Genomic DNA, 26,255 nt, shown 5'->3' with positions numbered 1-26,255 from the left:
CTCCTCGGCTGATGATAAAACAGTCTCGTTGCGGCTGGGCGTGGACAGCCGGATCGTTTCTGGTTAAGCGCTGACCATTAAGAATGAGGGATAGCGCCTGATGTCAAAGACAATATACAAGATCGTGCCGCAGGAATTGTGGCAGAAGGCTCGTTCTGAAGGTGTCTTCAAGGGTGCATCCATTGATCTGCAGGATGGCTACATCCATTTTTCCACGGCAAGACAAGCAGTCGAGACCGCCAAACTCCATTTCGCCGGTCAATCGGGTTTGCTGCTGGTCGCTGTCGAGGTGGATCGACTGGGTGACGCGCTACGCTTCGAGCCATCGCGCGGGGGCGATCTCTTCCCGCATCTCTTTGCCGATCTTCCAATGGACGCCATTCTTTGGGAAAAGCCTTTGCCATTGGGTGCTGACGGCAGTCACCAGTTTCCGGAGATGCCGGCATGATGGATCTGTTCAAGTCTGTTGGTCGCAAAGCCCTCTTTCTGTTCGATGCCGAGACGGCACACGGCATGTCAATCGCTGCCTTGAAAACCGGTATGATGCCGTCATGCGCTCCACGCATCGATCAACGTCTGTCCGTCAGTGTCGCCGGCCTCACCTTCGCCAATCCGCTTGGCATGGCAGCTGGCTATGACAAGAATGCAGATGTGCCCGATGCACTGTTGAAGCTCGGCTTTGGGTTTACAGAGGTCGGAACACTGACGCCAAAGCCGCAGTCTGGAAATCCCAAACCACGTATTTTCCGCCTTGTTGACGATGAAGGCGTGATCAACCGCCTTGGCTTCAATAACGAGGGCCACGCAGCTGCTCTTCACCGCCTTCAAGCGCGTGACAAATCCGGGATCGTCGGGGTCAACATTGGTGCCAATAAGGAAAGCGAAGATCGCATTGCCGACTATGTAACCGGAATCCAGGCTTTCTACAGTGTCGCGAGCTACTTCACCGCCAATATTTCATCGCCCAATACGCCCGGCCTGCGGGATCTCCAGGGCCGCGAAAGTCTTGCCGTTCTTCTGAAGGCCGTTCTTGACGCGCGCGATCAAGAAGCCGCAAAGGCCGGCGTCCGCAAACCGGTGTTCTTGAAGGTTGCGCCCGACCTGACCGACGAGGGGCTGGACGACATAGCGGCCGAAGCCCTCAGTCATGACCTTGATGGCCTCATTGTCTCCAACACCACGCTTGCGCGCGAAGGTGTCAGCGACCAGCGGCTCGCATCCGAGGCTGGTGGCCTGTCCGGAAAACCGTTGTTCCACAAGTCGACAGCCGTGCTTGCCCGCATGCGCAAGCGCGTCGGTCCCGACATGCCAATCATCGGTGTGGGCGGTGTCTCGTCCGCCGAGACGGCGCTCGAGAAGATCAAGGCCGGCGCCGATCTCGTACAACTTTATTCCTGCATGGTCTATGAAGGGCCGGGGCTGGCGGCCAGGATCCTGAAGGATATGTCAACCACACTTGACGAGGCCGGAATGACATCGGTCTCGGAATTGCGCGACACAAGGCTCAATCACTGGTTGGCAGAAAAGGTCTGATTGAGCTTGCGCGGCACCCGGATCAGCAAGAAAAGCCCACGCAGCGCGAGGAAAAGGTTGAGTGACAGCCAAAGCCCGTGATTGGCAAACAGCGGCACCAGAATGGCGAGTGCCAGCAGGTAGCCGGCAAAGGCAGCGATCATCATGTTTCGCATGTCCTTCGACCAGGTGGCGCCGATGAATATTCCGTCCATCTGAAAGGCAAGCGCTCCCGTCAATGCAGTGAGTGCTGCCCAGGGCAGATATTCATACGCGGCTATCCTCACGGGCGCGGCGGTCGTCATCAGATCGATCACTGCATCGCCAAACATCAGGAAGAAGCCGGTGGTGATCGCTGCCAGGCCGAAAGACCAGATCCCTGTGAGCTTCAGTGCGCGGTCAAAAGCGGGCCTGTAATTTGCCCCGATGGCCCGTCCGCTGATCTGCTCTGCCGCATTGGCAAATCCGTCCAGATAATAACCGGCGACCAGGAAGATATTCATCAGCACGGCATTGGCCGCCAGGACCACGGGTCCGAAACTGGTGCCGATCCGTGTCATCAGTGTGAATGCCGCCAGCAAGGTGAATGAACGGATCAGAATATCGCGATTGATTGCAAAAAGAGCTTTCAGCTTGGCAGCATCGACGATCTCCGCAAATGAAGGGCGTTGGACTGTACGAAACTGCGACAGTACGATCAAAACCCCCGCGATTGCTGCCACCCCCTCACCGATCAACGTCCCCCATGCCACCCCGGCAATGCCCCAGTCGAGTACGAGGCCAAGATAGATCGATAGCACGATATTGGTTCCGTTGAGCAGTGCTTGCAGTAGCAGCCCAATCGTGCCCTGACCCCGGCCCAGTACGAAGCCAAGAATGGTAAAGTTCGCAAGTGTAAGAGGACCTGCCATGATGCGGATGGAGAAATAGATCGATGTTGCAACTGCAACCGAACCTTCAGGCCCCATCATCCATAGGCCCGCCGACAACAGCAATGGCGAGAGCGCCAGTATGAAAAGCCCTAGCGAAACAGACAGTGCCATGGACCGCCAGAATACGATCTGCTGTTCATGCGCGTCACGTCGCCCGTAAGCCTGCGCCACCAGGGCGGTGGTCGAGGCGCGCAGGAAGTTCAGGCTGGCAAATAAAAGGTCGAACAGGGCCGCACCGATAGCAAGGCCAGCAAGGGCAGCGGCGCTCCCGGATCGCCCGACGACAGCTGTGTCCGTCAGGCCCAGGAGTGGTGTGGTCAGAAATCCGAATGTCATCGGCACCGCGATGGACAGCACAAGCCGATGCGTAACCTCAAAAGCGCCATCGGTGCGCGCGGGCGCTTGGTTGTCCATGCCTGTGACCTGTCCGGTTTGGGTGAGGAGAATCGTTTAGCCGGACAGAACCATTGCCCAATAGGGGCGGTTTGAGGAAGAGGGATTCTGTGCAACTGCCACGCCCAGCCCCCGATAGTTGCCGAGCATGTTCTCCAGATGCTTCGGCGAGCGCCGCCACGCCTCAAACGCGGCCGCCGCATCGGCCTGCCCGACCGCAATGTTCTCGGCTGCGGGAAGGGGAACTCCCGACGCATTCATGCGGCGCGAAAAGCTGTCGCTTAAACCGATCAGGTGGCTCATCTTGCCCGCGCTTGCCATTCGTTTGGCCTGATGAAGGGCGGCAGTCTGTGCCGAGCGATTTGCCGATACAGGGGCAAGTCCCTTGCTGGCGCGCAATGCATTGATGAGATCAAGCGACGCTGCCGTCTCGTCACGGGATGGACCGTCATTGGTGCTCAACAGATCGGTGGTCGTGCAGCCTGCAAGCAGGCCGCCTGCAGCCGTAGCAAACAAAACGATCAGACTCCGACGGTTCATGTTGATGCTCATGCTAACGCCGCGAAGATACGAGCCGCAGAATGATGAACACCGGAATGACCACTGTTGCACCCAGAAGCAGATAATCGCCAAACCGGCCAAGCGCGTCGAAACCGCGATACCACAGCTCTGCAAAGAAGTCGCGGATACCATTGATCAGGTCTATGGGATAAACGCCGAATATCGACATCAGGAAGCCGACAATCAGCGACACCACCAGCAATTTCAACAGGGTGCGGCCTGGCGTATCGCCCAGGAACCGGTTCACGCGCTCGGACATTGGCATTCTCCTTTGCCATCACATAGGCGGCGCAACGCACACGCGCAAGCACCAGGTTCGGAGCTACAAACGAGGGCTCGTGCGAATATGAGCAAAAATGACCCTTGTCTTTTATCTGCGTATCGGTCAAGACCGCGCACCCTCTCGGAATTTTCTCATGCACGCGATGCAATTCTCCTCCGGCGATGTCGTCATCGACCGCCGTTTCGACTACGCTAGAATGTTGGACGACAATGGAGATTCTGCGGCCGCAGCCGATCTCATGGAACAGGCGCTGGAGATGGCGCCCCTATGGACGGCGGGTTGGCTCAATCTGGCGCACTACCGTGAAAAGGCTGGCGATAAGGGCGGAGCCATTGCGGCCCTGCAGCATCTGCTGGCCTTGGATCAAGAGGATATCTTTGCAGCCAAATTGAAGCTCGCCCTGTTGGGTGCAGTTGAGGTGCCGGACCAGCCTCCAACGGCTTATGTCGAAGCCTTGTTCGACGATTACGCGGAACGCTTCGAAGATGCGCTTGTCGAAAAGCTCGATTACAGCATCCCGGAAAAGCTTGGCGCCCTTCTGGAGCGCACGGTTCCGTCCAGTATCCCTTTTGTGCTTGCCGTCGACCTCGGTTGCGGCACCGGTTTGTTGGGTCCGGAAATTCGCGGAAAGGTGGATCGCCTCGAGGGTTTCGATCTCTCCGCCAACATGCTGGCGAAGGCCGAAGAAAAGGCGATATACGATCATCTCGGGCAGGCAGATCTCACTCAAGATGCCGCGCAATCAGGCCTCTTCAATGACGTATTGCCGGAGTTTCGTGCATCTCTTGCCTGCGCCGCAGACGTGATGATTTATCTTGGCAATCTGGAGGCAGCCTTTGAATTGGTGATGCGTCTGACGTCGCCGTGTGCCGTCTTCGCTTTTTCAGTGGAAGACTCGGGTGCGGACGAGGGCTTCGATCTAGCGCCTTCTTTGCGCTATCGGCATTCCAAACCCTATGTCGAGACATTGCTCGGGCAATTCGGCTTTGAAACCTTGGCAACCGAGCGCACGGCCATTCGCAAGGATGGCGGCGAAGACGTGCCTGGCATACTCTTTGTTGCACGAAAACACGCCTGAATGTACGGAAGTTGCGAATTTTCAATAGGTCAACATTGCTGACATATTGCCCTTGCCTTATAATGGAATTGCGCTCATCCTGATGCCAGAATTGGTCGCTTTAACAGGGTTGGAGACGGCGGATATGGCAAATATGAGCGTTGCAGGTCTGTGGAACAAAAACCCGGCCAAGCACACAGCACTCGAAGACATTCAGGGTATCGTTTCCGGTAGTATGATCGCGGCTCTCGGCCTGTTCATGCTCGGCAAGGTCGGCCTCGTGACCAGCGGAACGGCCGGATTGGCATTCCTGCTGCATTATTGGGGTGGCTGGGGATTCGGTCTACTATTCTTCATCTTGAATCTTCCATTCTATATTCTCTCCTACATGCGTGTTGGCTTGGACTTCACAGTGAAGACATTCGTGGCGATCGGCCTGACGTCTGTGCTTGTGGAACTGCAGAACCGCTTTATCGATATTCAGTTTCTGAACCCGGCCTGGGGTGCATTTCTGGGCGGCTTGTTGATCGGTTTCGGCCTGCTTGCACTTTATCGTCATCGGGCAAGTCTGGGCGGCATCGGCATCCTTGCCGTCTTCCTGCAGGATCGCTTCGGCATTCGCGCCGGTCTTGTGCAACTGGCTTTCGATCTCGTCATCATGATGCTGGCATTTGCAGTCGTCAGTCCCGTCATCGTCATGTATTCGATCCTGGGCGCCGTCGTGCTGAACATCTTTCTGGCCATCAATCACCGTTCGGATCGCTATATCGCGCTGCGCTAATGTTGGGTCCAGCGCAAGTGGTGTTGTCGACCAGATGACTTGACGCATTGAGCACTGCGCATCATGAACAGGCAAAGCGTCGGTTCGTCCGCCGCGTTCAATTATCGAAGGGGTATATTGATGGCATCGAAGCTGGGATTTGCAGATCTCTGGTCATCCAAGTCCGACCGTCATTCGGTTGCCGAAGATGCTCAAGGTCTGATCGCCGGCTGTATGATGGCCTCACTTGGCGTCCTGCTTTTATCCAGCGCCGGTCTCCTGACGGGCGGCACCGCAGGTGTGGCCTTTCTTCTGCATTATGCCACAGGCTTTGCTTTCGGTCCGATATTCTTCCTCGTCAATCTGCCCTTTTATTACCTCGCCTTCCGTCGTTTCGGTCTCGGCTTTACCCTGAAAACATTCGCCGCAATCGCTTTCACCTCTTTCCTCACGGAGGCGGTTCCGCGCGCTATCGGCATCAGCCACATCGATCCGCTGGTCGCTGCAGTCTTCGGCGGATTGTTGATCGGAACCGGCTTGCTGGTACTCTTTCGCCATAAGGCAAGCCTTGGCGGCTTCGGCATTCTGGCGCTCTACCTGCAGGACCGGTTAGGTTGGAGAGCCGGCTTTTCGCAGCTCTTCTTTGACAGTCTGGTGCTGATTGGGTCCTTCTTTGTCGCCAGCCCCTTCATCATTTTCTGCTCTGTCATTGGTGCGGTGGTCTTGAACATCACACTCGCCATCAACCACCGCAAGGACCGCTACATCGCGATGTAGTGGCCCTCGCAACGTAAAGTTTTGTAGGTTGCGCCGATAGATGGCGGGTTGTGCAAAATCATTTGCTGGCAATAGAGCTTCTCTTTCGGATCAACTGCACTAACTTGGAGCGGTGAACACTGATGAGGCCCATCTCTCCAATCTCCCTGTCCCCTTCCTCCGCTGGTTCGCGGAAAAGGGGTGGCACCCGCGCGCCCATCAGCTGGAATTGCTGCAACGTGCCGGTCGCGGCGAAAGCACGCTTCTGATTGCCCCAACCGGTGCCGGCAAGACGCTGGCCGGGTTCCTGCCGTCCTTAACCGATCTTGCCCGCCGTGGTCGCAAGAAACCCGGCACCGCCTTCACCGGCATTCACACGCTCTACATCTCCCCGCTAAAGGCGCTCGCGGTCGATATCGAGCGTAACCTCATGAAGCCGGTGGAGGAAATGGGGCTGCCTCTCACAATCGAGAATCGTACCGGCGATACCCCGCAGCACAAACGCCAGCGCCAGAAGCTGGCGCCCCCTGATATTCTGCTCACCACGCCTGAACAGGTGGCGCTCTTGCTCGCCAACGGAGAGGCGCAACGCTTCTTCAAGGACCTGAAATTCGTCATCTTCGACGAGTTGCATTCGCTGGTCACCTCCAAGCGCGGCCAGCTATTGTCATTGGCGCTGGCGCGTCTTCGCCGTCACGCGCCTGACCTGCAAACGATTGGACTGTCGGCGACAGTTGCCGATCCACCGGATCTGCAACGATGGCTGGTCGCGCAGCCTCCTGAAGGCGAGGCGCTGTCCGGTCTCGTGACCGTTGATGGAGGCGCCAAGCCCGATATCACCATCCTTCAGACAGAAGATCGCGTGCCTTGGTCTGGCCACTCAGCCCAATACGCCATGCCGGAGCTTTATGAGGTGCTGAAGGGGTTTCAGACCACGCTGATCTTTGTCAACACGCGCTCTCAGGCAGAGCGGCTGTTTCAGGAGCTGTGGACCATCAACGACGATAATCTGCCCATAGCGCTCCATCATGGCTCGCTGGATGTGGGGCAGCGCCGCAAGGTCGAGGCCGCCATGGCGGAAAACAGGCTGCGCGCCGTCGTTGCCACGTCTACGCTCGATCTCGGAATCGACTGGGGCGATGTCGATCTGGTTGTGCATGTCGGTGCGCCGAAGGGGGCCTCGCGTCTGGCCCAGCGCATCGGTCGCGCCAATCACCGTATGGACGAACCCAGCCGCGCCATTCTCGTACCGGCCAATCGTTTCGAAGTCATGGAATGTCAGGCAGCGCTCGATGCCAATTACCTCGGCGCTCAGGACACGCCGCCGGTGGGCGAGGGCGCGCTTGATGTTTTGGCCCAGCATGTGCTCGGCATGGCCTGCGCCGAACCATTCGGTGCGGATGAACTCTTTGCCGAGGTCACCTCTGCGTCACCCTATTACGCGCTGCCGCGCATCACCTTTGACCGCATTGTCGATTTCGTCGCAACCGGCGGCTATGCGCTTAGAACCTATGAGCGATATGCGCGCATCCGCTTGAACAATGAGGGTCGCTGGCGCGTCTCCAATCCGCAGGTCGCACAACAATACCGGTTGAACCTTGGCACCATCGTCGAGATGCCGATGCTCAATGTCCGGCTGGTCAAGCGTAATCATCTGGGCTCGATCGGTCGCGGCGGCATGACGCTCGGAAAGGTGGAGGAGTATTTCCTCGAGCAGTTGTCGCAAGGCGACACCTTTCTGTTCTCCGGCAAGGTGTTGCGCTTTGAGGGCATCCGCGAAAACGAGTGCCTCGTCTCCAACGTCTTCTCGCAGGATCCGAAGATCCCGGCCTATGCCGGCGGCAAGTTCCCGCTTTCCACCTATCTTGCAGATCAAGTGCGCGCCATGCTGGATGATCCGACCCGCTGGCCGACATTACCCGAGCAGGTGCGCGACTGGCTGTCGATCCAGAAGGAAAAATCCGTTCTCCCCAAACGTGGGGAACTGTTGATCGAAACCTTCCCACGCTCCCAACGCTTCTATCTCGTCGCCTATCCCTTCGAGGGTCGCCTTGCGCACCAGACGCTCGGGATGCTGCTAACCCGTCGTCTCGAGCGCATGGGTGCAAAGCCAGCAGGTTTCGTGGCCACGGATTACTCACTTGCCATCTGGGGGCTGGAAGACATGGGCGCCATGATCGCATCCGGGCGCCTCGGTCTATCGGAACTCTTCGATGAAGACATGCTGGGAGACGATCTGGAGGCCTGGCTGAATGAAAGCTGGATGCTGAAACGCACCTTTCGCACCTGTGCCGTCATTGCCGGGCTGATTGAGAAGCGCCATCCGGGCAAGGAAAAGTCCGGTCGTCAGGTCACAGTCTCCGCCGATCTCATTTACGACGTATTGCGAAGCCATGAGCCCGATCACATCCTGTTGCAGGCGACGCGTGAGGATGCGGCAACGGGCCTGTTGGATATCGGCCGCCTCGGCGATATGCTGTCACGAATCAAGGGTCATATCACCCATAAGCGGCTGGATCACATTTCCCCGCTGGCTGTGCCCATCTTGCTGGAAATCGGCAAGGAGACTGTCATGGGTGACGCACAGGATGCCGTGCTGGCCGAGGCTGCAGAAGATCTGATCGCCGAAGCCATGGCGTGATTGAAGTGATTGAGATTGCCGTATGAAGGACGACGCATGAACCGAATGGCGCTTGCGCAAAAGGAAATTCCCACATCCGGGACCGATAGCGTCGAGATTGTCTTCAATGGCGTGTCGGCGATCTGCGATCCTTTCGGCGCGCTGTTCTTTCCAGAGCAGAGCCTCCTTCTAGTCTCGGACCTGCATCTCGAAAAAGGTGCAGCCTTCGCCCGGAGGGGCCAGCTTTTGCCGCCCTACGACACGCTGGCGACATTGCGCCTTCTGGAGACAGTCATCGCGCGCTACGATCCGCAGATCGTTGTCAGCCTGGGCGACAATTTCCACGACCGCAAGGGCTCAGCGCTTTTACCCGATGTCTTTCGTACAATGATCCAGGCCATGGCCCGCGGACGCGAATGGGTCTGGATCGCTGGCAATCACGATCCCGATGGAACCGTCGATCTGCCGGGAGTCTCGGTTGAGGAACTTGCCTATGCCGGCCTCGTCTTCCGCCATGAGCCATCACGGACTGCGCTGCCCGGCGAGATCTCGGGGCATCTGCATCCGTCAGCCACCGTGCGCCGCAGCGGAAAATCCGTGCGGCGCCCCTGTTTCGCAACGGATGGCGCCCGCTTGATCATGCCATCTTTCGGCGTGTTGACCGGTGGCCTGGATTTGCGCCACAAGGCGTTCACGGGACTGTTTAATCGCCATGGACTGATTGCCCATTTGCTGGGCAGAGACCGGATCTATTCGGTCCGCTTTGCCAACCTTCTGGGGTGAGCTTCAGTCCTTGCGAAACAACAGGCTGGCACCCCAGCCGGTGACAAGCGCTATCATCACGGCCATCAAGCCGTAAAGAAACGGACGCTCGTGGGCCGCTTCCGAGATCGCATCTTCCAACCCGGTCTTGACCACTCTGAGCGGCAGGTCCTTCTGGGTGACGAACTGGCCGCTCTTGAACAGATAAGCGCGCACCACATGGACACCGTTGGGAATATTGGCGGGCAGCCGCAGTGTGGCCCGGAACAGGTTGGAGCTGACAAACCGCACGCCGTTGGACTGGTCCTGATAAAGACCATGCGCCTGCATCAGCCGCCGATAGGCATTGCGGAAGTTGCCGATATTCGCGCCGCCCGAGAAATATCCAGTCGGCGACAGCGCCAGATGATCGATGCCAAGCCCCAGCGAGTTGAGTGTGGAAGCAGGTGCGATATCGTCGACCAGACGCGTACTGGCCAGCGAATAGGATTCCGGAGTCCGCTCGAAGGTCATTGACTGACGGTTGACCCAAATGCCGAAGAACCGCTCCTTGCGTCGCACGGTCGCTTCCGTGCGGGGACCTTCCAGCGTCACGATGATATCGTATTGCCCGATCGCCAGAAGTAGGCTGTCGGTATTCGTCAGTGATCCGAAAACAGTGAGGTCTGCACCGCGAAAGTCGGAAGTGATGGCAATTTCGTTTGTCGACGTTCCTATGTCGAGCTGCTCTTCACCTGCCACCTGTGGTGTCAGCGCAAAAGGCACCTGCGCCATTGCTGGCAGGGAAAGCGGCAGGAGTACCAGCAGGGTGAGAACAGCCATCCGCATCAGTTTGCAAAGCCTCCCACCGCCACGGAGAAGAGATCGTCCGGTGTCAGCACCAGCGCGATTGCCAGCCTTGTTCCGACAGCAAGCACCAGAAGTCCAAGAAGTGCGCGAAGTTGCTCGCCGCGCAGCTTCTGCCCCACACGCACGCCGTATTGCGCACCGACGACGCTTGCCACCATCAGCATCAGGGCCAGTACGATATCGACGGAATAATTGGTTGCTGCTTGAGCAACCGTCGTGAATGCACTCACGAAGATGATCTGGAACAGCGATGTGCCGACCACCACACCGGTCGGTATGCGCAGCAGATAGATCATGGCGGGCACGAGAATGAAGCCGCCGCCGATACCCATCGGGGTGAGTGCGCCGATGCAGAAACCCAGCGCTATGATCGGAAGCACGCTCAGATAGATCTTCGATTTCTTGAAGCGCATCTTGAAGGGCAGGCGGTGCACCCAGCTGTGCTGTCCGGGTCGTCGTGGCGCAGGCGCCTCATTACGGGCTGCACGGCGAAGCGCTCTTACACTTTCCACAAGCATCAAGGTACCGATCGAGCCAAGCAGCACGACATAGAGCAGCGAGATGAACAGATCGATCTGGCCCAGCCGACGAAGCAAAGAAAACAGCCAAACGCCTGCCGAAGCGCCGCATAAGCCGCCCGCCAATAGAACGCATCCGAGTTTGATATCGAGCGTCCCTCGCCGGAAATGCGTCATTGCACCGGACACAGAAGAGGCGACAACCTGATTGGCGCCAGTGGCGACCGCAACGATGGGTGGAATATTGTAGAAAATCAGCAGCGGGGTGATCAGAAATCCGCCGCCGACACCGAACATGCCCGATAGGAAACCGACAGCTGCGCCCATGCCGAGGATGATGAAAATATTCACCGACAATTCTGCAATCGGCAGGTAGATTGTCACTGTGGGACCTCAAGAATGCGACAGTCTCTGCATGAAGCGAGACTTGTCGCGGCATAAATGAACGCCGCCCGTCACGGGCTGGTGGCTGACGCATCCAAGCCATTGGCGATGTTCGGCTTGGAGCTTATTTTTCTTGCGCTCGCAGGTGCGGCAAGTCAATTCGCAACCGCGTAATAGCTGGGCTTTTTACCGCTTTTGTGACGGGCCGTGTTATTTGTTGCGCGCCAAAAGCTCTTTCACCAGGGCATCGTCGATTTCACCCGTCGGTTTCTGGCCAACCGAAGTCTGGAATGCCTTGATCGCGGATACCGTCTTTGCGCCAATGACGCCATCAGCCGTACCGGCATTGAAGCCGTTCTTGTTGAGGATCGCCTGAACGTTCTGGATCGCTTTTTTCATGTCGATGGAGCCGGTCGATGTGCCTTTTCCAACCCACTCGTCAGGCACATTCACGGCATTGGCATCGACATCCAGCGGCTTGGGCTTCCAGGCTTCCACCGCCGCCTTGGCCTTGGAAAGCTGCTCAGGCGTCAGGGCTCTCGCCACTTCTTCCTGTTTTTGCGCCGCGTCCTTGTCGCCATCCTTGGCTGCAATCGCAAACCACTTGTAGGAGTCTTCAAAGCTCTGTGGCACGCCATTGCCGCGCGCATAGAGGATGGCCAGGTTGAACTGGCTGTCCGGTACCCCGTGTTCGGCGGCCTGGATAAACCATTCAGAAGCGCGACCGTAATCCTGCGTGCCTGCCGCGCCGGACGCAAACAGCACGGCAAGATTGTGCATGGCTGCGGCATTGCCCTGTGCTGCAGCCAGTTCGTAATATTCCATGGCCTTGTTGAGGTCCTGCTGGACGCCTGTGCCCTTTTCGTAAAGATTCGCAACGCGGTACTGCGCCGGTGCAAAACCCTTGTCGGCTGACAATCCGTACCAGCGGGCTGCTTCCTTGAGATCGGCGTCAACGCCACGGCCTTCAGTGTAACGCGCGCCGATTTCAAAAAGCGCCAGCGGGTCGCCTTCAGCGGCTGCCTTGGAAAGGGAAGCAGGAGAAATGGCGGCCGGTACTTCATAAGCTGCAGCAGCTGGCGTGGCCTGAGCTGCGTTGGTGCCCTCGTCCGTTACGGCCTCATCCGGCGTCACATTGCGGATCGGCGCGGCATCGGTCCCTGTCGCAGGCGCTGCAGGCGTTTCCAATGTATCCATCGGCGCACCGGGCGTTGAAGCCTCCTCTGTCGACAGCTCCTCATCCAGTGGGGTGAGTGGTGCAAGTGGCGCAACGTTCTCAATCGCAGGGTCGCTGGAAACCGGAGCGTCAGCGGTCACTTCAGGCGTGGCAGCAGCACCGACCGCGGACGCATCATCGGTGACAGGCGATGTGGTTTCGATGGCAGGCGGGTTTTCATTGCCTTGTGTCAGTGTCCGGACCAGAGGCATGGACATGACAGCCAGTAGAACCGCGCCTGCTGCGAGTAGAATGGGCCGGCGATAGCGCGAAAACGCGGAGGCCCCGTCCTTGGCAGCCTTGGATCCACCGCTTGTCGATTGTGTGTTGCCGGCATCCTGCGCTGCCGCCTGCGCCGCGCGGCGGGCCGCAGCAATATAGTCTGTGCGCTCGCCGTCAGCGGGCGCCGCGATGTCGGCGCCATTGCCCATCTTGCTGGCGCGCACACGCTCAAGGATCTTGCGAACGTCAGGTGCGCCGGTACCGGGCTCTAGAAGTTCATTGGCGTCGTCGTCCGGAATAATGCCAACCGGATCGATCGTCGGCGTCGGATCAAGCACCTGACGCGTCGCAGGCTCAGAAGGCTGTTTTTTCTGACCCGGGATGAGCTTCTTGCCAAGGCCGGCCAGAAGGCTCGGCTTGGAGGCTTTGTGCTCGGTGGCATAAGCTGTCACGTCCAGTTCGGCCACGAGATCCGGCTCTGATCGGTCAGCATCATTGCCAAACAACGGCGGCAAGTCGGTCGGCGCGTCCAGAAGGTCATCTTCACCGGTATAGGCAAATTGCTGTGCTGGCGGCGCTTCGCGAACAATATTTGGGGCCGTCTCGGCATAGCGTGCCGGTGGCTCGTCCGCATCATGATGCAGGCTGTCCAGCCGATCAGCGATCTGCAGCAAGGTATCTTGCAGCGAATCGAAGGTCTTTTGCGTGCGATGTTCGTTGTCGCGGCTCAGATCTTCCAGATGACGCAGATTGTCGGCGAGTGCCGTAATGGTTTCAAGCTGTGGTGCAGAGACACCGCCTTGCATGCCATTGCGGGAGAAATTCTCCATCACGGCTTCGGCGGCCTGCCGGGCGGCTTCAATGATGTATTCGTCGCTGGTCGCGACATAGTCTTCGAGCCTGGAAATGCGCTCGGTGACTTCGCCATCCACCGCAGGGGCCGACATCTGCGATACATTGCCGATCAAACCGGAAAGATGAGCGATCTGCTCTTCAAGTCCGCGCAGCGAGACGGTGTCGGCGGCAGGCGCACGTGACGTTTCATCCAGCCGTTCGGCAATCATCGCCAGCCGTTCATCAAGAGTGCGCAAGGCACGGTCATCGATGGCAGGTGCGGGCGCCGGCTGTTCAATTTCGCCGATCATGCGGGCAAGATGGTCCAGGCGGTCGGCAAGACTGTTGCTCACGGTTCCCTGGTCGAGCGCATCGATCTTGCGCGAGATATCCAGCAGATGATCAGTCAGGTCTGGCTGCGGAAACGGCTGTTGCTGTTGCTCGATCAGCTGGGAGAGTTGGTCCAGCCGCTCTTCCAGATTGCTGGCCGTGCGGGCGCTGGCCATCTCTTCGATACGGTTCGAAAGCGCTTCCAGCCGACCGACGATCTCGTCGGTGGGCTCACTCTGCAAAGCGCTTGCCGCTGAGATATGGCCGATTTGAGCACCAATGCTGGCAATCCTGTCTTCCAGCCGTTCGATCACTCTGGGGTCGACGGAAGGTGGCGGTGTACGGTTATTGCTTGCCGCAATCGCGCGGGTAATTTCGTCCAGCCGCAGATCGAGCCCGGCGAACTGCTCTTGAAGCGCGCGCTCGTTCGGATCCATATGGCTGCCGATGTGCTCAAGCGCTGTGGCAACAGCAATCAACTTGTCTTCCAGCGCGCGGATGGCGCGGCTGTCGCCCATCGACGTCAACTGTCCCTTGATCTCTTCCAGCCGGTCGAAAAGCTGGACAATTTCCTGACGCAGCCAGCTCTCATCCTTCTGGCTTTGCCCGAGATCCTCCAGGCGATCCTCGACGCCTGTCCAGCGCTGCTCGATACCGCGTACGGAGTCTTCGCGTGCCAGACCGTCCATCAGCGAGCGCAACTCGTCGAATTCAGCCCGCAGATTGTCGCCCACCGGCGTCTTCTGTTGTCCAAGGTGATCGATGCTCTTTGCAAGCCGAGCAATGTCGGCCCGCATTTCCTCACCAAAATGGCGGTCACCGGCGATACTCTTCAGGCCCTGGATCTCAGCGCGCAGTGTATCGAGTTCGCGGGATACGCCTTGCGAGATGTCGTGTTTCAGATCCTGCCGCAAGCCAAGCAGCGCTTCTGTGATTTCGCTCACAAGCGCTTTTGACTCGACAGCCGCCCGCTCGATCGGGCGTGGTGCCGGCATCGGCGTGCGGTCCCGCAGGCGAACACGGTCGGCTGGCGCAGCAGGTTGCTGGCGGCTCGCCTCCAATGCGCGCTGACGCTCACGGATTTCGGCAAGCGGATCCGCGCGGCGGGAACGCTCCGGCGAAGCCGGTCGGCTGCGCTCTGCAGGTGCCGAATTCTCCGACATACTCCAGTCACGACGTGTCTCAGCCTGCTGGCGTGTGTCACGCGCTGTTGATGACATCAGCCCTTCGATCCTCGCCTCCAGCCCCTCGATGGTCCGGCTCAGCGCGTCCAGTGACGAAGCTTCTGCATGGCGGGGCGGTGTGGATCGAGATCCGTTCATATTCTTGCTCTTGCTCGCTGTGACATTGCCTGGCGCTGATCGGCACCAGGCTGGCGTGCTTTCAGACTTTGCGATGCAAGCTTCACGGGGTCTCAAGCGGTTGCGGTTCACCGGAAAGGCAAGCACTGGCTGCCTGGGGTGGTCGCAAAGATCGACTCGTTTGAATGCATCACGTTTCGATCCCGAGAATTGTCGAAACGTGGTAAACAAGCCGTTAACTGGAATGAATTTTTTTTAACGATTTCTCATGTATCTGTATTTTGACAATGCGGATGAACCTTGGGCGAGGAGAACTGCGGGCCGTAAACAAAAATAGAGGGGAGGAATTGTTTGACGTTTACGCGCACGTCAATATTTTATATAAGCATCGCAGGGAGCCGGTTCGGTCCGGCAAAAGTCTCGGAGGAAGATATCCATGCCTGTTTACAAGGCCCCGGTAAATGATACGCTCTTTGTTTTGAATGATGTGCTCGGTCTCGACCGCTATCACAACCTTCCTGGCTTCGAAGATGCCACCCCGGACATGATCGAAGCGATCATCGGGGAAGCGGCGAAGGTAGCAGAAGAACAACTGTTCCCGATCAACCTTTCCGGTGATCAGGAAGGCTGCAAGCGCAGCGACGATGGCACGGTCAGTGTGCCGTCTGGCTTCAAGGAAGCGTATGACGCCTATTGCCAGGGCGGCTGGATAGGCCTTGCAGTTCCGTCGGAATTCGGCGGCCAGGGCCTGCCCTACACGCTGCATGCCGCGGTTGGCGAATACATGTCGTCCTCCAATATGGCGTTGATGATGTATCCGGGTCTCACCCAGGGCGCTATCGCTGCCATTCTGGTCCACGGTTCTGACGAGCAAAAGGCAACCTATCTGCCGAAGATGGTCGAGGGCACATGGTCTGGCACCATGAACCTCACCGAACCCCATTGTGGCACCGATCTCGGCCTGCTTCGCACCAAGGCGGTCCCGCAGGCAGATGGTTCCTACAAGCTCTCCGGCCAGAAGATCTTTATCTCTGCCGGCGAACACTCCATGACCGACAACATCATTCATCTGGTCTTGGCTCGCATCGAAGGCGCTCCGGAGGGAACCAAGGGTATCTCGCTTTTCATCGTGCCGAAATTTATGGTCGGCGAAGATGGTTCGCTCGGCGAGCGCAATACCGTCACGTGCGGTGCGCTTGAGCACAAGATGGGCATCCACGGCAATGCCACCTGCGTGATGAATTATGACGATGCCACCGGCTACCTGATCGGTGCCGAGAACAAGGGTCTCTCGGCCATGTTCGTGATGATGAACGAGGCGCGTCTCGGTGTCGGCCTGCAAGGTCTTTCAATTTCCGAGGCCGCCTATCAGAGCGCTGTCGTCTATGCTCGCGAGCGTATCCAGGGGCGCTCGCTGTCTGGTGCCAAGGAGCCTGACAAGAAAGCCGATCCGATCGTCGTGCATCCCGATATCCGCCGCACGTTGATGACCATCCGGGCGTTCAATGAGGCTGGTCGCGCCTTCCTGCTCTGGACGGCTCTGCAGTCCGACATTGCGCATCGCTCCACCGACGAGGCAGACCGCCAGACGGCCGACGATCTTCTCGGCCTCATGACACCGATCCTGAAAGGTGTGTTGACCGACAAGGGCTTCGACAATGCAGTGATGGCCCAGCAGGTCTTTGGTGGTCACGGCTACATCGAAGAACACGGGATGAGCCAGTATGTTCGCGATGCCCGCATCGCCATGATCTATGAGGGTGCAAACGGTATTCAGGCGCTTGATCTTGTCGGACGCAAACTTGGCATGCATGGCGGTCGCGCCGTCATGGCCCTGTTCAAGGAAATCGGAGATTTCTGCGAGGAAAACCGCGAAGATGAAGCCTTGGTGCTCTACACCAAGAGCTTGAAGAAGGGCCTGAACGACCTTCAGGCATCCACCATGTGGTTTATGCAGAACGCCATGGCCAAGCCCGACAATGCCGGTGCCGGTTCCACCGACTACATGCATCTCTTCGGTCTCGTCGTCCTCGGCTATATGTGGGCGAAGATGGCAAAATCCGCGAACGCTGCGCTGGCAAACGGTGCTGGCGATGCCGCTTACTACAACAACAAGCTTCTCACCGGAAAATTCTTCATGGAGCGTCTGCTGCCCGAAACGGCACTACGCAAGACGCGCATCGAAGCCGGTGCAGACACCATGATGGACATGGCGGCGGAGGCGTTTTGATCCTCGTTGTCTCCCCGCCGGGGGAGACGAGCAAGAAATGAAATTCCGGCGCCCCGAGCGCTGAAGGGAGAGAAACCAATGACAGACGTCTTCATTTACGATCACGTGCGCACGCCTCGCGGGCGCGGCAAGAAGGATGGTTCGTTGCACGAGGTGCCGTCCGTGCGTCTCGCCGCCAAGACCCTCGAGGCGCTTCGTGACCGCAACGGCCTCGACACCGCAAACGTCGACGACATCATCATGGGTTGCGTCGATCCGGTCATGGATGCCGGCGCTGTGATCCCCAAGGCTGCAGCTTTTGAGGCCGGATATTCCAACAAGGCACCTGGCATGCAGATCTCGCGCTTCTGTGCGTCGGGCCTCGATGCCGTCAATTTCGCTGCCGGCAAGGTCATGGCCGGCTCCGACGAAATCGTTATTGCCGGTGGTGTCGAATCCATGTCGCGCGTTGGCATGGGCATGTCGGGCGGCTCCTGGTACATGGATCCATCGGTCAACTTCCCGGCCTATTTCATGCCGCAGGGCGTCTCTGCCGATTTGATTGCGACCAAATACGGATTTTCCCGCGATGATGTCGATGTCTACGCTGTCGAAAGCCAGAAGCGCGCGGGACATGCCTGGGAAAAGGGCTATTTCGATAAATCGGTGATTCCGGTCAAGGATCAGAACGGCCTGACAATCCTTGCCAAAGACGAGCATATGCGCCCATCCACCGACATGCAGTCGCTGGCTGGCCTCAATCCGTCTTTTCAGATGCCGGGTGAAATGGGCGGCTTCGAAGCTGTCGGCATCATGGCCCATCCGGAAATCGAGAAGATCAACTATGTCCATCACGCCGGTAATTCCTCCGGCATCGTCGATGGCGCAGCTGCCGTCCTGGTCGGCTCCAAGGCCGGCGGCGAAACCATGGGGCTGAAGCCCCGTGCCCGCATCCGCGCGTTCACCAATATCGGCTCCGATCCGGCGCTCATGCTGACGGGGCCCGTCGACGTCACCGAAAAGCTGCTCGCCAAGACCGGCATGAAGATCTCCGACATCGATCTTTTCGAACTCAACGAGGCATTTGCCGCCGTCGTGCTTCGCTTCATGCAGGCCTTTGAAGTCGATCATTCGAAGATGAACGTCAACGGCGGCGCAATCGCCATGGGCCATCCGCTCGGTGCCACCGGCGCGATGATCCTCGGTACCGTGCTTGACGAGCTGGAACGCCGCGATCTGAACACCGCTCTGGTCACGCTCTGCATCGGTGCCGGCATGGGCACCGCGACGGTGATTGAGAGGGTTTGAAGATGAGTTTCAACACCGGCACGATCGAGGATGAGTACACTCATATCACCGAACATTGGTCGCCAAGGGTGATCGCCGATGTCAATGGCCAGAGCCTCAAGCTCGCCAAGGTCAAAGACCAGTTGACCTGGCATTCGCACAGTGAAGAGGACGAACTGTTCCTGATATGGAAGGGTGAACTGACCATCGAATATCGCGACCGCCCATCAGTTCATCTGAAGTCCGGCGATTTTCATGTTGTGCCGAAGGGAGTCGAACACAATCCGGTTGCGTTAGAGGAATGCTGGATCATGCTCTTTGAGCCGTCCGAAACGAAGCATACCGGCGATGTCGTGGTCGAGAAGACCAAGTCACTTGACGCACAGCGCAGCCACTTGTCGGCCTGATCGGAGAGGAAACACAATGACCTACACCAACTTCAAAGTCGAAACCGATGCCGACGGGATTGCGCTCGTCACCTGGGACATGCCCGAGAAATCGATGAACGTCTTTACCGTCGATGTTATGGACGAGATCGAGGCGATCGTTGATGCCACAGTCGCTGACGAAGCCGTCAAGGGCGTCGTCTTCACCTCCGGCAAGAAAACCTTCTCCGGCGGTGCCGACCTCACGATGATCAAGGGAATGTTCTCGATGATTGGTGAGGAAAAGGCGAAGGATCCGGCGGGCGCGGTGCAGAAGCTCTTCGATGCCGCCGGTCGCATGAACTGGCTGTGGCGCAAGATCGAGACCAACGGCAAGCCGTGGGTTTCCGCCATCAACGGCACCTGCATGGGCGGTGCATTTGAGTTGTCTCTCGCCTGCCACGGTCGTGTGGCCTCAAATCATAAATCGGTCAAGATGGCGCTGCCAGAGGTCAAGGTCGGCATTTTTCCAGGCGCTGGCGGTACCCAGCGCGTGCCGCGTCTGGCCGATGCCCAGTCTGCTCTCCAGATGATGACCACCGGCCAGTCGCTCACACCGGCGCGCGCCAAGGCCATGAACCTCGTTCATCAGGTTGTGGAACCCGACCAGCTTATTCCGGCTGCAAAGCAGATGATCAAGGACGGCCTGAAGCCTGTTGCCCCATGGGACGAGAAGGGCTTCAAGGCACCCGGCGGCGGCATCTGGACGCCGCAGGCAGCGCAGCTTTGGCCGGCAGCACCGGCCATCCTGCGTCGCGAAAGTGCCGGCAATTATCCAGCAGCGCTTGCCATTTTGAAATGTGTCTATGAAGGTCTGCAGGTTCCATTCGATACGGGGCTCAGAATCGAACAGCGTTATTTCACCGAAATCCTTCAGACCACCGAAGCCTTCTCGATGATACGTTCGCTGTTCGTGTCCATGCAGGAACTGGCAAAGGGTGCTCGCCGTCCGGCTGGCGTCGAAAAAACCGAATTCAAGCATATCGGCGTCGTCGGCGCGGGCTTCATGGGCGCCTCAATCGCCTATGTGACCGCCGCTGCCGGTATTCCCGTTACCCTGATCGATCGCGACATGGAAGCAGCCGGCAAGGGCAAGACCGTGTCCGAAGGCCTGGTGGCCGGTGCCATTGGTAAGGGGCGCTTAACCAAGGAGGATGGTGAGAAGCTGCTATCTCTCATTACGCCATCAGACGACTATGCCTCTCTCTCCAGTGCCGATCTGGTCATTGAGGCCGTATTCGAAGACCGCAAGGTCAAGAAGGGCGTCATCGAAGCGGTTGAGGCCGTGTTGCCGGAGACGTCGATCTTTGCCTCCAACACCTCCACCCTGCCGATCACGGGCCTTGCCGAAAATTCCAAACGGCCTGAGCAGTTCATCGGCGTGCACTTCTTCTCACCGGTCGAAAAGATGATGCTGACGGAAGTGATCCTCGGGGAACAGACAGGCGACAAGGCTTTGGCGGTTGCGCTCGACTATGTCGCGGCGATCAAGAAGACACCGATCGTCGTCAACGATACCCGTGGCTTTTATGTCAATCGCTGCGTCTTCCGCTATATCAACGAAGCCTATGACATGCTGATCGAGGGAGTGCCTCCGGTCATGATTGAAAATGCCGCCAAGTTCGCCGGCATGCCTGTAGGTCCTCTCTCTCTAAACGACGAGGTGGCGATCGACCTGTCCTACAAGATCATGAAGGCATCCATTGCCGATCTCGGCCCCAAATCGGTCAAGCCTGAACACATGGCGCTGGTCGAAAAAATGGTCGATGTTCTGTGCCGCCTTGGCCGCAAAAACGCCAAGGGCTTCTATGACTACCCGCCCAAGCCGGCGAAAAAGTCGCTTTGGCCAGACCTGAAGGATTTGTATCCGCAGAAGGACCCGGATGAGGTCGATATGACCGTCATCAAGCAGCGTCTGCTTGCCACGATCGCGCTGGAGGCAGCCCGTACTGTCGAAGAAGGCATTGTAACTGACCCGCGAGAAGCCGATGTCGGTTCCATCCTGGGCTTCGGCTTTGCACCTTACACCGGTGGTACGCTGTCTTATATCGACGGAATGGGCGTCAAAACCTTCGTCGAAATGTGCGAAAAGCTGGCCGCCGCTTACGGAGACCACTTCAAGCCGACCCCGCTTCTCGTGGAAATGGCCGCCAATGGCGAAACCTTCTACGAGCGCTTCAACCCCTACGCCGAAGAACAAAAGGCCGCATAAAGCCGGCGCTTTATCCGTCGGGGGGAAACTATGAGATACAGCGCCTCGGCCAATGGTTGAGGCGCTGTTTTTCTATGCGCGTCATGCACGATCTGTCGAATGCGGTCTGCAGCACTGAAGAGGTATCTACGGCTGGCTCAGGAACATGTGAAAAAGCCCGCCTGGTAAGGGCGGGCTTTCCGATCAGTTGAGTTGTCTGTCAGCGGGATCAGAATTCTTCCCAGTCCTGCGCTGCTGCGGCCGAGGCCCCACCGCGTGCCGGTGCCGGGCGGGAGGCCATGGCGGGCCTGCCTGATGCGGCCGGATGGCTTGGCGTGGCCATGGTGCGTGCCACCTGGCTCAAGACCGCAGACTGAGCCGATGCCCTTCCGTCCAGTGTAAACTGAGAGACGAGATCGCGAAGTTTTGCAGCTTCGCTTGCAAGGGCAGCCGATGCGGCGTTGGATTCTTCCACCATTGCCGCATTCTGCTGCGTGGTCTGGTCCATCGCGTTGACGGCCTGGTTGACTTCCAGAAGGCCGGTCGACTGTTCGCGCGCCGATATGGCGATCGAGTCCATATGGGTGTTGATCTCGGAAATGAACGAACCGATGGTTGTCAGCGCCTCGCTGGCCTTGCGCACCAGATCCACACCGCTTGCCACTTCCTCGGATGAGTTATGGATAAGCTGCTTGATTTCCTTGGCTGCAGTCGCGGAGCGCTGGGCCAGTTCACGTACTTCCTGTGCCACAACCGCGAAGCCCTTGCCGGCATCGCCAGCACGCGCAGCTTCCACGCCCGCATTCAGCGCCAGAAGGTTGGTCTGGAAAGCAATCTCGTCGATCACACCGATGATGTTGGAAATCTGCTGCGAGCTGCCTTCGATCTTGCGCATGGCTTCTTCTGCCTGCGCAACCACTGCGGAAGACTCTGTTGCCGAACTGTTGGCGCGGGATGCAACACCGCGCGCTTCTTCTGTTCGTTTGGTCGAGTTGGACACATTCGCCGTGATTTCCTCAACAGCAGCAGCCGTCTCTTCCAGGGAAGCGGCCTGCTGCTCGGTCCTGCGCGACAGATCATCGGTGCTGGCGGCAATTTCGCGTGTTCCGGTTTCCATGGTCGAGATGCTGTCGCTGATCGAGGTCATGGTCGTGCCGAGCTGCTTGACCGACTGATTGAAGTCGTGGCGCAGCGCTTCGAATTCAGACGAGAATGCCTCGTTAAGCTGAATCGACAGATCGCCGGCTGCAAGACGCTTGAGGCCCTGTGCCAGACCTGACGTTGCCTGGCGCAGCCGTTCTGCGGCGTCAGCTTCTGCCTTTTCCTGGGTGGCGACACGGTCGGCTTCCGCATGCTTGCGCGCTTCCTCCGCCTCAGCTTCCAGTCGCTTGTTGGCAACAGCAGCCTCGCGGAACACGCCCATCGATTCAGACATCCTGCCGATTTCGTCCTTGCCACCCTTGTCGATTTGAATGTCGAGGTCCCCATCGGCGAGGCGCGCGGTCGCATCGGCAAGCTTGAAAAGCGGTCGGGAAATCAGCTGGAAGTTCAAGAAGCCCATCAGGCCTGCAACAATCGCAACCACAATTGAGGCGAGTAGTGAGATCACTTCCACGCCATGGAGCGCAGCGCGTTGATCTGTGGCAGCCTGCGAAGCGAATTGTTGAACGTCGGATGTGACGTCACCAATCTTTGTCGCGAAATCGGAGAGCAGCTCATTGCCTTCTCCGGTCACTTCAAGCGTTCTGGCAAGCTCGACAGTTTCTGGGGCGCGCATCAATTCGATCTGTCGACCGGCCACTGAGGTACGCCATTCCTGCACCGGCACAATGGCTTCCTTCAATTTCTCCAGATCCTGAGGTGCCCCGGCTGCATAAAGCGCCTCGAGCTTGGTCATGTGCTCGTCCAGCTTAGCGCCGCTCGCGTCGAAAGCCTTTACGAAATCGCGGTCACCCGTCAGAAGAAAATTCTTCAAGGCCAGATTGCTGGCATTGACCGCATCCGTGAGGACGCCCGTCTCAGCCTGCAGCTCGACATAGGCGAGGTTTTTCTCGACGAATTGAGTGGCAGTGACCGCGCGCGTGTAGATCAGGCCACAGGTTCCGATCGCGATTGTGGCGAGAATGCCGAATGCGGCGAAACCTTTCGTGCTCACGGAGACATTCTTAAGCATGTAGCTCCCTTTCGTATTGTGCTGCATGGCAGCCAAATTTCTATTCCGCGGGGACACCTATTCATGCAGATTGACCGTGCATCGTGAGGTGCGCTCGCTGATGGTCACATTCCCAACGAGGCCCGGCGCTGAAGTTCCGTGAGGTTCATTTCAACCGTGACCGCGCCAATCTTCTTTGCGCCAGTATCGTCGGTTAGAGTGAAGTTTGCCTGAGCACGCCAGATATTGGCCTCGTCGTCCCATTCCGGATCGTCGAGGAAGATGGCATCGTTTGAGACATCGAAAGTCTTCTGGAATTTTGCTTCGTCGCCCTGCCAGAAGTCGCTTGTGATCGAGCTTTGGCCGACATTGAGGCCATTTTGGTCCATCACGAAGATTTCGGCATAAAGTCCGAGCGAACGTCCCTGCATGCGGGCGAGATAGATGGAAAGTGGGTTGGAAAGTGTCGCCGCGATCAAGGGCTTGTCCGAGCTTTCGCGCTCCGTCTTCCATTGCGTGTCAAGCTGGTCAATTTGCGCCTGATCAAGCTTGGTAAGTCGCTTGTTCTGCGCTTCAATCGAAATACGCACGATGTCGGTATCCACCCATTGGCGGATTTTCGAGATCACAGCCGGCGTCATCAAAGCCTTCATATCGGGAGCTGGCGTTTCCGCCGTTGCCACTCCGGCCTGCAACAACAGTGCAGCTGCCGAGAGCGAAATTGTGAATTTACCCATTTTCATCTCCTTGCCTCCCCTCTAAATTTAGAGGGTATTTTTTAAGATTGTATAAATGTAAATTTACGCTTCCATTAGCATCGAGTGACGCACAGTCTGCGCGTCTGCATGCTTGTACCGTTTGGAGGAAGCGGCGCGCCCAAATTGCCAGTTCGCGACACTAACCTACGGTGATGGTACTGGGCTCGCCCTGAGGCTCCTGATCCAGCAAACGACTGGCCGAAACGAAAACATTAGAATATTCTTTATGACGTATATGATAATGAAATCTTAATCGGGCAATCGAGACCGGTTCCCGTCTGGACGCTATCCCCTTATCTGTACCTGCGGAAATGACATTTGCCTCTCTGCAAGAGCTCTTCGCGCTGGAAAACTGCACGCGGGTATGCGGGCATGCATACATCTCTTCCTTGAAATTACGACTTTGGTGTATAGTGCCGCTGAAGGGTTCTGTTCGTGGCCTCTTTTGCGAACTTGGACCCCGGCTCTTGGGAGGGAGCTTTTTCATGACCACACTGACGATTATCATCGCCGATGACCATCCGCTGTTCCGCGGGGCACTTCGGCAAGCCGTGAGCGGAATGGAAGCTCCGCAAACCATTATCGAAGCGGGGGATTTTGAGGCGGCCCGCAAGGCAGCGACCGATCACCCTGATGCTGATGTCTTGCTTCTGGATCTGGCCATGCCCGGCGTGAGTGGCTTCTCGGGACTGATGTCCCTGCGCGCCGAGTTTAACAGTTTGCCCATCGTCATCGTGTCGGCCAGCGATGACCAGACCACCATACGCCGTGCTCTTGAGTTGGGTGCTTCAGGCTTCATCTCCAAGTCGTCCGGCATTGACGACATCAGAGCCGCCATTCAGGTCGTGCTGCAAGGCGATATCTGGACACCGCAATTCTATCACGGCGGTCAGGAGCACGATCCGGATGTCGCAGATCTCATCAGTCGTTTGCGAACCCTCACCCCGCAGCAGGGCAGGGTTCTGTCCATGCTCGGTGAAGGCCTTCTCAACAAGCAGATCGCCTATGAACTTGGCGTTTCAGAAGCCACGATCAAGGCGCATGTGTCGGCCATTCTGCTCAAGTTGAAGGTTGATAGCCGGACCCAGGCGGTCATCCAGCTAGGCAAAATCAACATGGCGATGGTTGCTTAAGAGAAGATCGAGCCAAAAATTGACCTTATAGTGCGGCGTAGAGGATTTTATTCCTTTACTCATCGGGAAGCCTTGGCTAATCTGCGCAAACCTTTTGGAATTGGACTTGATAAAGGTTGTTCGGGTTCTGGGATTTGCGCTGCCATGTTTTCGCACGATAAGATCTGGAATGCCATTGATAGGCTCGCCGAAAGCCGTCAGCTTTCGCCGTCCGGGCTTGCCCGTCGTGCAGGCCTCGATCCAACGGCTTTCAACAAGTCCAAACGGATCGCCTCTGACGGGCGCATGCGTTGGCCATCGACAGAATCGATAGCCAAGGTTCTGGAGGCAACGGGTGCCAGCATTGAACAGTTCATGCAGTTGATTCGGGATGGCGGCCCCGATCCGGTGCCCGGTGGAGCCTTTCCACCGCAACCGGGTTCCATTCCCTTGCTGGGATTTGCTCAGGCCGGCGCTGGAGGCTTTTTCGACGATGGTGGTTTCCCCGCCGGACAGGGCTGGGATCTGGTCGAATTCCCGGCCTCGCCGGAGCGCAAGGTCGGTGTTTATGCCCTGGAAGTCCAGGGCGACAGCATGCTTCCATTATATCGCGATGGTGATGTTTTGATCGTGGAGCCCGCCGCTCAGGTTCGGCGCGGCGACCGTGTGGTGGTCAAGACGACCGGCGGTGAGGTCATGGCAAAGATCCTGTCGCGACAGACCGCAAAGGCAATCGAACTCACCTCGCTCAACCCCGAACATCCACTGCGCCATTTCGAGTTGTCGGATGTCGAGTGGGTCGCCAGAATTATCTGGGCGAGCCAATAGGAC

21 protein-coding genes are annotated in these 26,255 nt (G+C 57.9%); 13 read left to right on the top strand and 8 right to left on the bottom strand.

The window, feature by feature from the left end; genetic code table 11:
* Nucleotides 1–100: 100 nt before the first annotated feature.
* Both ACWPM9_RS18290 and ACWPM9_RS18285 read left to right on the top strand, forming a co-directional pair.
* Nucleotides 101–448, top strand: a complete 348-nt coding sequence (locus ACWPM9_RS18290) for a DUF952 domain-containing protein (protein WP_484756063.1) — start codon at nucleotides 101–103, stop codon at nucleotides 446–448.
* Nucleotides 445–1,533 (top strand): quinone-dependent dihydroorotate dehydrogenase, encoded by a 1,089-nt coding sequence (locus ACWPM9_RS18285; RefSeq protein ID WP_484756062.1) that lies wholly within the window; start codon nucleotides 445–447, stop codon nucleotides 1,531–1,533. The genes ACWPM9_RS18290 and ACWPM9_RS18285 overlap by 4 nt, the downstream gene beginning before the upstream one ends.
* Here ACWPM9_RS18285 and ACWPM9_RS18280 read toward each other — a convergent pair.
* Genes ACWPM9_RS18280 through ACWPM9_RS18270 form a run of 3 tightly spaced genes read right to left on the bottom strand, consistent with a single transcriptional unit; the run spans nucleotide 1,509 to nucleotide 3,657 of the window.
* Nucleotides 1,509–2,858, bottom strand: coding sequence for an MATE family efflux transporter (locus tag ACWPM9_RS18280; RefSeq protein WP_484756061.1), 1,350 nt, complete (start codon nucleotides 2,856–2,858; stop codon nucleotides 1,509–1,511). The genes ACWPM9_RS18285 and ACWPM9_RS18280 overlap by 25 nt on opposite strands.
* Before the next feature lie 36 nt (nucleotides 2,859–2,894).
* Complete coding sequence (locus tag ACWPM9_RS18275; RefSeq protein ID WP_484756060.1) at nucleotides 2,895–3,377, bottom strand: CAP domain-containing protein; 483 nt, start codon at nucleotides 3,375–3,377, stop codon at nucleotides 2,895–2,897.
* A 13-nt stretch (nucleotides 3,378–3,390) separates the two neighbouring features.
* A complete protein-coding gene (locus ACWPM9_RS18270; RefSeq protein ID WP_428186063.1) occupies nucleotides 3,391–3,657 on the bottom strand; it encodes a DUF6460 domain-containing protein in 267 nt (88 codons plus the stop codon).
* Nucleotides 3,658–3,814: 157 nt separating this feature from the next.
* Here ACWPM9_RS18270 and ACWPM9_RS18265 point away from each other — a divergent pair, with 157 nt between their 5' ends.
* The 5 genes from ACWPM9_RS18265 (at nucleotide 3,815) to pdeM (ending at nucleotide 9,657) form a co-directional block, all read left to right on the top strand.
* The gene (locus tag ACWPM9_RS18265) at nucleotides 3,815–4,759 is read left to right on the top strand and encodes a class I SAM-dependent methyltransferase (protein WP_484756059.1); all 945 of its coding nucleotides are present in this window, start codon (nucleotides 3,815–3,817) and stop codon (nucleotides 4,757–4,759) included.
* A 124-nt stretch (nucleotides 4,760–4,883) separates the two neighbouring features.
* Entirely contained in the window at nucleotides 4,884–5,519 is a 636-nt protein-coding gene (locus tag ACWPM9_RS18260) for a YitT family protein (RefSeq protein ID WP_428186061.1), read from the top strand.
* A 120-nt stretch (nucleotides 5,520–5,639) separates the two neighbouring features.
* A complete protein-coding gene (locus ACWPM9_RS18255; protein WP_428186060.1) occupies nucleotides 5,640–6,275 on the top strand; it encodes a YitT family protein in 636 nt (211 codons plus the stop codon).
* Between the two features lie 112 nt (nucleotides 6,276–6,387).
* The gene (locus ACWPM9_RS18250) at nucleotides 6,388–8,895 is read left to right on the top strand and encodes a ligase-associated DNA damage response DEXH box helicase (RefSeq protein ID WP_484756058.1); all 2,508 of its coding nucleotides are present in this window, start codon (nucleotides 6,388–6,390) and stop codon (nucleotides 8,893–8,895) included.
* 36 nt (nucleotides 8,896–8,931) lie between these two features.
* On the top strand, nucleotides 8,932–9,657 hold the full coding sequence (pdeM, locus tag ACWPM9_RS18245; RefSeq protein ID WP_484756057.1) for a ligase-associated DNA damage response endonuclease PdeM: 726 nt from the start codon (nucleotides 8,932–8,934) through the stop codon (nucleotides 9,655–9,657).
* Between the two features lie 3 nt (nucleotides 9,658–9,660).
* Here pdeM and ACWPM9_RS18240 read toward each other — a convergent pair whose 3' ends face one another.
* The 3 genes from ACWPM9_RS18240 to ACWPM9_RS18230 all read right to left on the bottom strand — a co-directional run bounded on the left by ACWPM9_RS18240 (nucleotide 9,661) and on the right by ACWPM9_RS18230 (nucleotide 15,311).
* Nucleotides 9,661–10,464, bottom strand: coding sequence for a TIGR02186 family protein (locus ACWPM9_RS18240; protein ID WP_428186058.1), 804 nt, complete (start codon nucleotides 10,462–10,464; stop codon nucleotides 9,661–9,663).
* On the bottom strand, nucleotides 10,464–11,387 hold the full coding sequence (locus tag ACWPM9_RS18235; RefSeq protein ID WP_428186057.1) for a sulfite exporter TauE/SafE family protein: 924 nt from the start codon (nucleotides 11,385–11,387) through the stop codon (nucleotides 10,464–10,466). Before ACWPM9_RS18235 ends, ACWPM9_RS18240 begins: the two co-directional genes overlap by 1 nt.
* Nucleotides 11,388–11,597: 210 nt before the next feature.
* Nucleotides 11,598–15,311 (bottom strand): peptidoglycan-binding protein, encoded by a 3,714-nt coding sequence (locus tag ACWPM9_RS18230; protein WP_484756056.1) that lies wholly within the window; start codon nucleotides 15,309–15,311, stop codon nucleotides 11,598–11,600.
* Between the two features lie 415 nt (nucleotides 15,312–15,726).
* Between ACWPM9_RS18230 and ACWPM9_RS18225 the strand changes: the two genes are divergently transcribed.
* The 4 genes from ACWPM9_RS18225 to ACWPM9_RS18210 all read left to right on the top strand — a co-directional run bounded on the left by ACWPM9_RS18225 (nucleotide 15,727) and on the right by ACWPM9_RS18210 (nucleotide 21,423).
* Entirely contained in the window at nucleotides 15,727–17,520 is a 1,794-nt protein-coding gene (locus tag ACWPM9_RS18225) for an acyl-CoA dehydrogenase C-terminal domain-containing protein (RefSeq protein WP_484756055.1), read from the top strand.
* 78 nt (nucleotides 17,521–17,598) lie between these two features.
* The gene (locus tag ACWPM9_RS18220) at nucleotides 17,599–18,807 is read left to right on the top strand and encodes an acetyl-CoA C-acetyltransferase (protein ID WP_484756054.1); all 1,209 of its coding nucleotides are present in this window, start codon (nucleotides 17,599–17,601) and stop codon (nucleotides 18,805–18,807) included.
* 2 nt (nucleotides 18,808–18,809) lie between these two features.
* Nucleotides 18,810–19,193: a cupin domain-containing protein gene (locus tag ACWPM9_RS18215; RefSeq protein ID WP_484756053.1), complete on the top strand. Its 384-nt coding sequence runs from the start codon at nucleotides 18,810–18,812 to the stop codon at nucleotides 19,191–19,193.
* A 16-nt stretch (nucleotides 19,194–19,209) separates the two neighbouring features.
* Nucleotides 19,210–21,423 (top strand): FAD-dependent oxidoreductase, encoded by a 2,214-nt coding sequence (locus ACWPM9_RS18210; RefSeq protein WP_484756052.1) that lies wholly within the window; start codon nucleotides 19,210–19,212, stop codon nucleotides 21,421–21,423.
* 208 nt (nucleotides 21,424–21,631) lie between these two features.
* Here the strand turns inward: ACWPM9_RS18210 and ACWPM9_RS18205 are convergent, their stop codons facing one another.
* Nucleotides 21,632–23,575 (bottom strand): methyl-accepting chemotaxis protein, encoded by a 1,944-nt coding sequence (locus ACWPM9_RS18205; RefSeq protein ID WP_484756051.1) that lies wholly within the window; start codon nucleotides 23,573–23,575, stop codon nucleotides 21,632–21,634.
* Nucleotides 23,576–23,679: 104 nt separating this feature from the next.
* Nucleotides 23,680–24,291 (bottom strand): hypothetical protein, encoded by a 612-nt coding sequence (locus ACWPM9_RS18200; protein ID WP_428186050.1) that lies wholly within the window; start codon nucleotides 24,289–24,291, stop codon nucleotides 23,680–23,682.
* A 506-nt stretch (nucleotides 24,292–24,797) separates the two neighbouring features.
* On the opposite strand from ACWPM9_RS18200, the gene ACWPM9_RS18195 reads away from it, so the two are divergent.
* Both ACWPM9_RS18195 and ACWPM9_RS18190 read left to right on the top strand, forming a co-directional pair.
* On the top strand, nucleotides 24,798–25,445 hold the full coding sequence (locus ACWPM9_RS18195; protein WP_428186049.1) for a response regulator: 648 nt from the start codon (nucleotides 24,798–24,800) through the stop codon (nucleotides 25,443–25,445).
* A gap of 144 nt (nucleotides 25,446–25,589) precedes the next feature.
* A complete protein-coding gene (locus tag ACWPM9_RS18190) occupies nucleotides 25,590–26,252 on the top strand; it encodes a S24 family peptidase (RefSeq protein WP_428186048.1) in 663 nt (220 codons plus the stop codon).
* Nucleotides 26,253–26,255: the final 3 nt, after the last annotated feature.

This window comes from Agrobacterium sp. H141 (assembly GCF_057158725.1).
This window is presented reverse-complemented; position numbering and strand designations above follow the sequence as displayed.

Bases quoted from the DNA above. Each gene is read 5' to 3' on its own strand.
- ACWPM9_RS18205 (WP_484756051.1), bottom strand. From the start codon at position 23,575: ATGCTTAAGAATGTCTCCGTGAGCACGAAAGGTTTCGCCGCATTCGGC.
- ACWPM9_RS18200 (WP_428186050.1), bottom strand. From the start codon at position 24,291: ATGGGTAAATTCACAATTTCGCTCTCGGCAGCTGCACTGTTGTTGCAG.
- ACWPM9_RS18195 (WP_428186049.1), top strand. From the start codon at position 24,798: ATGACCACACTGACGATTATCATCGCCGATGACCATCCGCTGTTCCGC.
- ACWPM9_RS18260 (WP_428186061.1), top strand. From the start codon at position 4,884: ATGGCAAATATGAGCGTTGCAGGTCTGTGGAACAAAAACCCGGCCAAG.
- ACWPM9_RS18225 (WP_484756055.1), top strand. From the start codon at position 15,727: ATGCCTGTTTACAAGGCCCCGGTAAATGATACGCTCTTTGTTTTGAAT.
- ACWPM9_RS18230 (WP_484756056.1), bottom strand. From the start codon at position 15,311: ATGAACGGATCTCGATCCACACCGCCCCGCCATGCAGAAGCTTCGTCA.
- ACWPM9_RS18270 (WP_428186063.1), bottom strand. From the start codon at position 3,657: ATGTCCGAGCGCGTGAACCGGTTCCTGGGCGATACGCCAGGCCGCACC.
- ACWPM9_RS18275 (WP_484756060.1), bottom strand. From the start codon at position 3,377: ATGAACCGTCGGAGTCTGATCGTTTTGTTTGCTACGGCTGCAGGCGGC.
- ACWPM9_RS18285 (WP_484756062.1), top strand. From the start codon at position 445: ATGATGGATCTGTTCAAGTCTGTTGGTCGCAAAGCCCTCTTTCTGTTC.
- ACWPM9_RS18240 (WP_428186058.1), bottom strand. From the start codon at position 10,464: ATGCGGATGGCTGTTCTCACCCTGCTGGTACTCCTGCCGCTTTCCCTG.
- ACWPM9_RS18220 (WP_484756054.1), top strand. From the start codon at position 17,599: ATGACAGACGTCTTCATTTACGATCACGTGCGCACGCCTCGCGGGCGC.
- ACWPM9_RS18265 (WP_484756059.1), top strand. From the start codon at position 3,815: ATGCACGCGATGCAATTCTCCTCCGGCGATGTCGTCATCGACCGCCGT.
- ACWPM9_RS18280 (WP_484756061.1), bottom strand. From the start codon at position 2,858: ATGGACAACCAAGCGCCCGCGCGCACCGATGGCGCTTTTGAGGTTACG.
- ACWPM9_RS18215 (WP_484756053.1), top strand. From the start codon at position 18,810: ATGAGTTTCAACACCGGCACGATCGAGGATGAGTACACTCATATCACC.
- ACWPM9_RS18190 (WP_428186048.1), top strand. From the start codon at position 25,590: ATGTTTTCGCACGATAAGATCTGGAATGCCATTGATAGGCTCGCCGAA.
- pdeM (WP_484756057.1), top strand. From the start codon at position 8,932: ATGAACCGAATGGCGCTTGCGCAAAAGGAAATTCCCACATCCGGGACC.
- ACWPM9_RS18255 (WP_428186060.1), top strand. From the start codon at position 5,640: ATGGCATCGAAGCTGGGATTTGCAGATCTCTGGTCATCCAAGTCCGAC.
- ACWPM9_RS18290 (WP_484756063.1), top strand. From the start codon at position 101: ATGTCAAAGACAATATACAAGATCGTGCCGCAGGAATTGTGGCAGAAG.
- ACWPM9_RS18210 (WP_484756052.1), top strand. From the start codon at position 19,210: ATGACCTACACCAACTTCAAAGTCGAAACCGATGCCGACGGGATTGCG.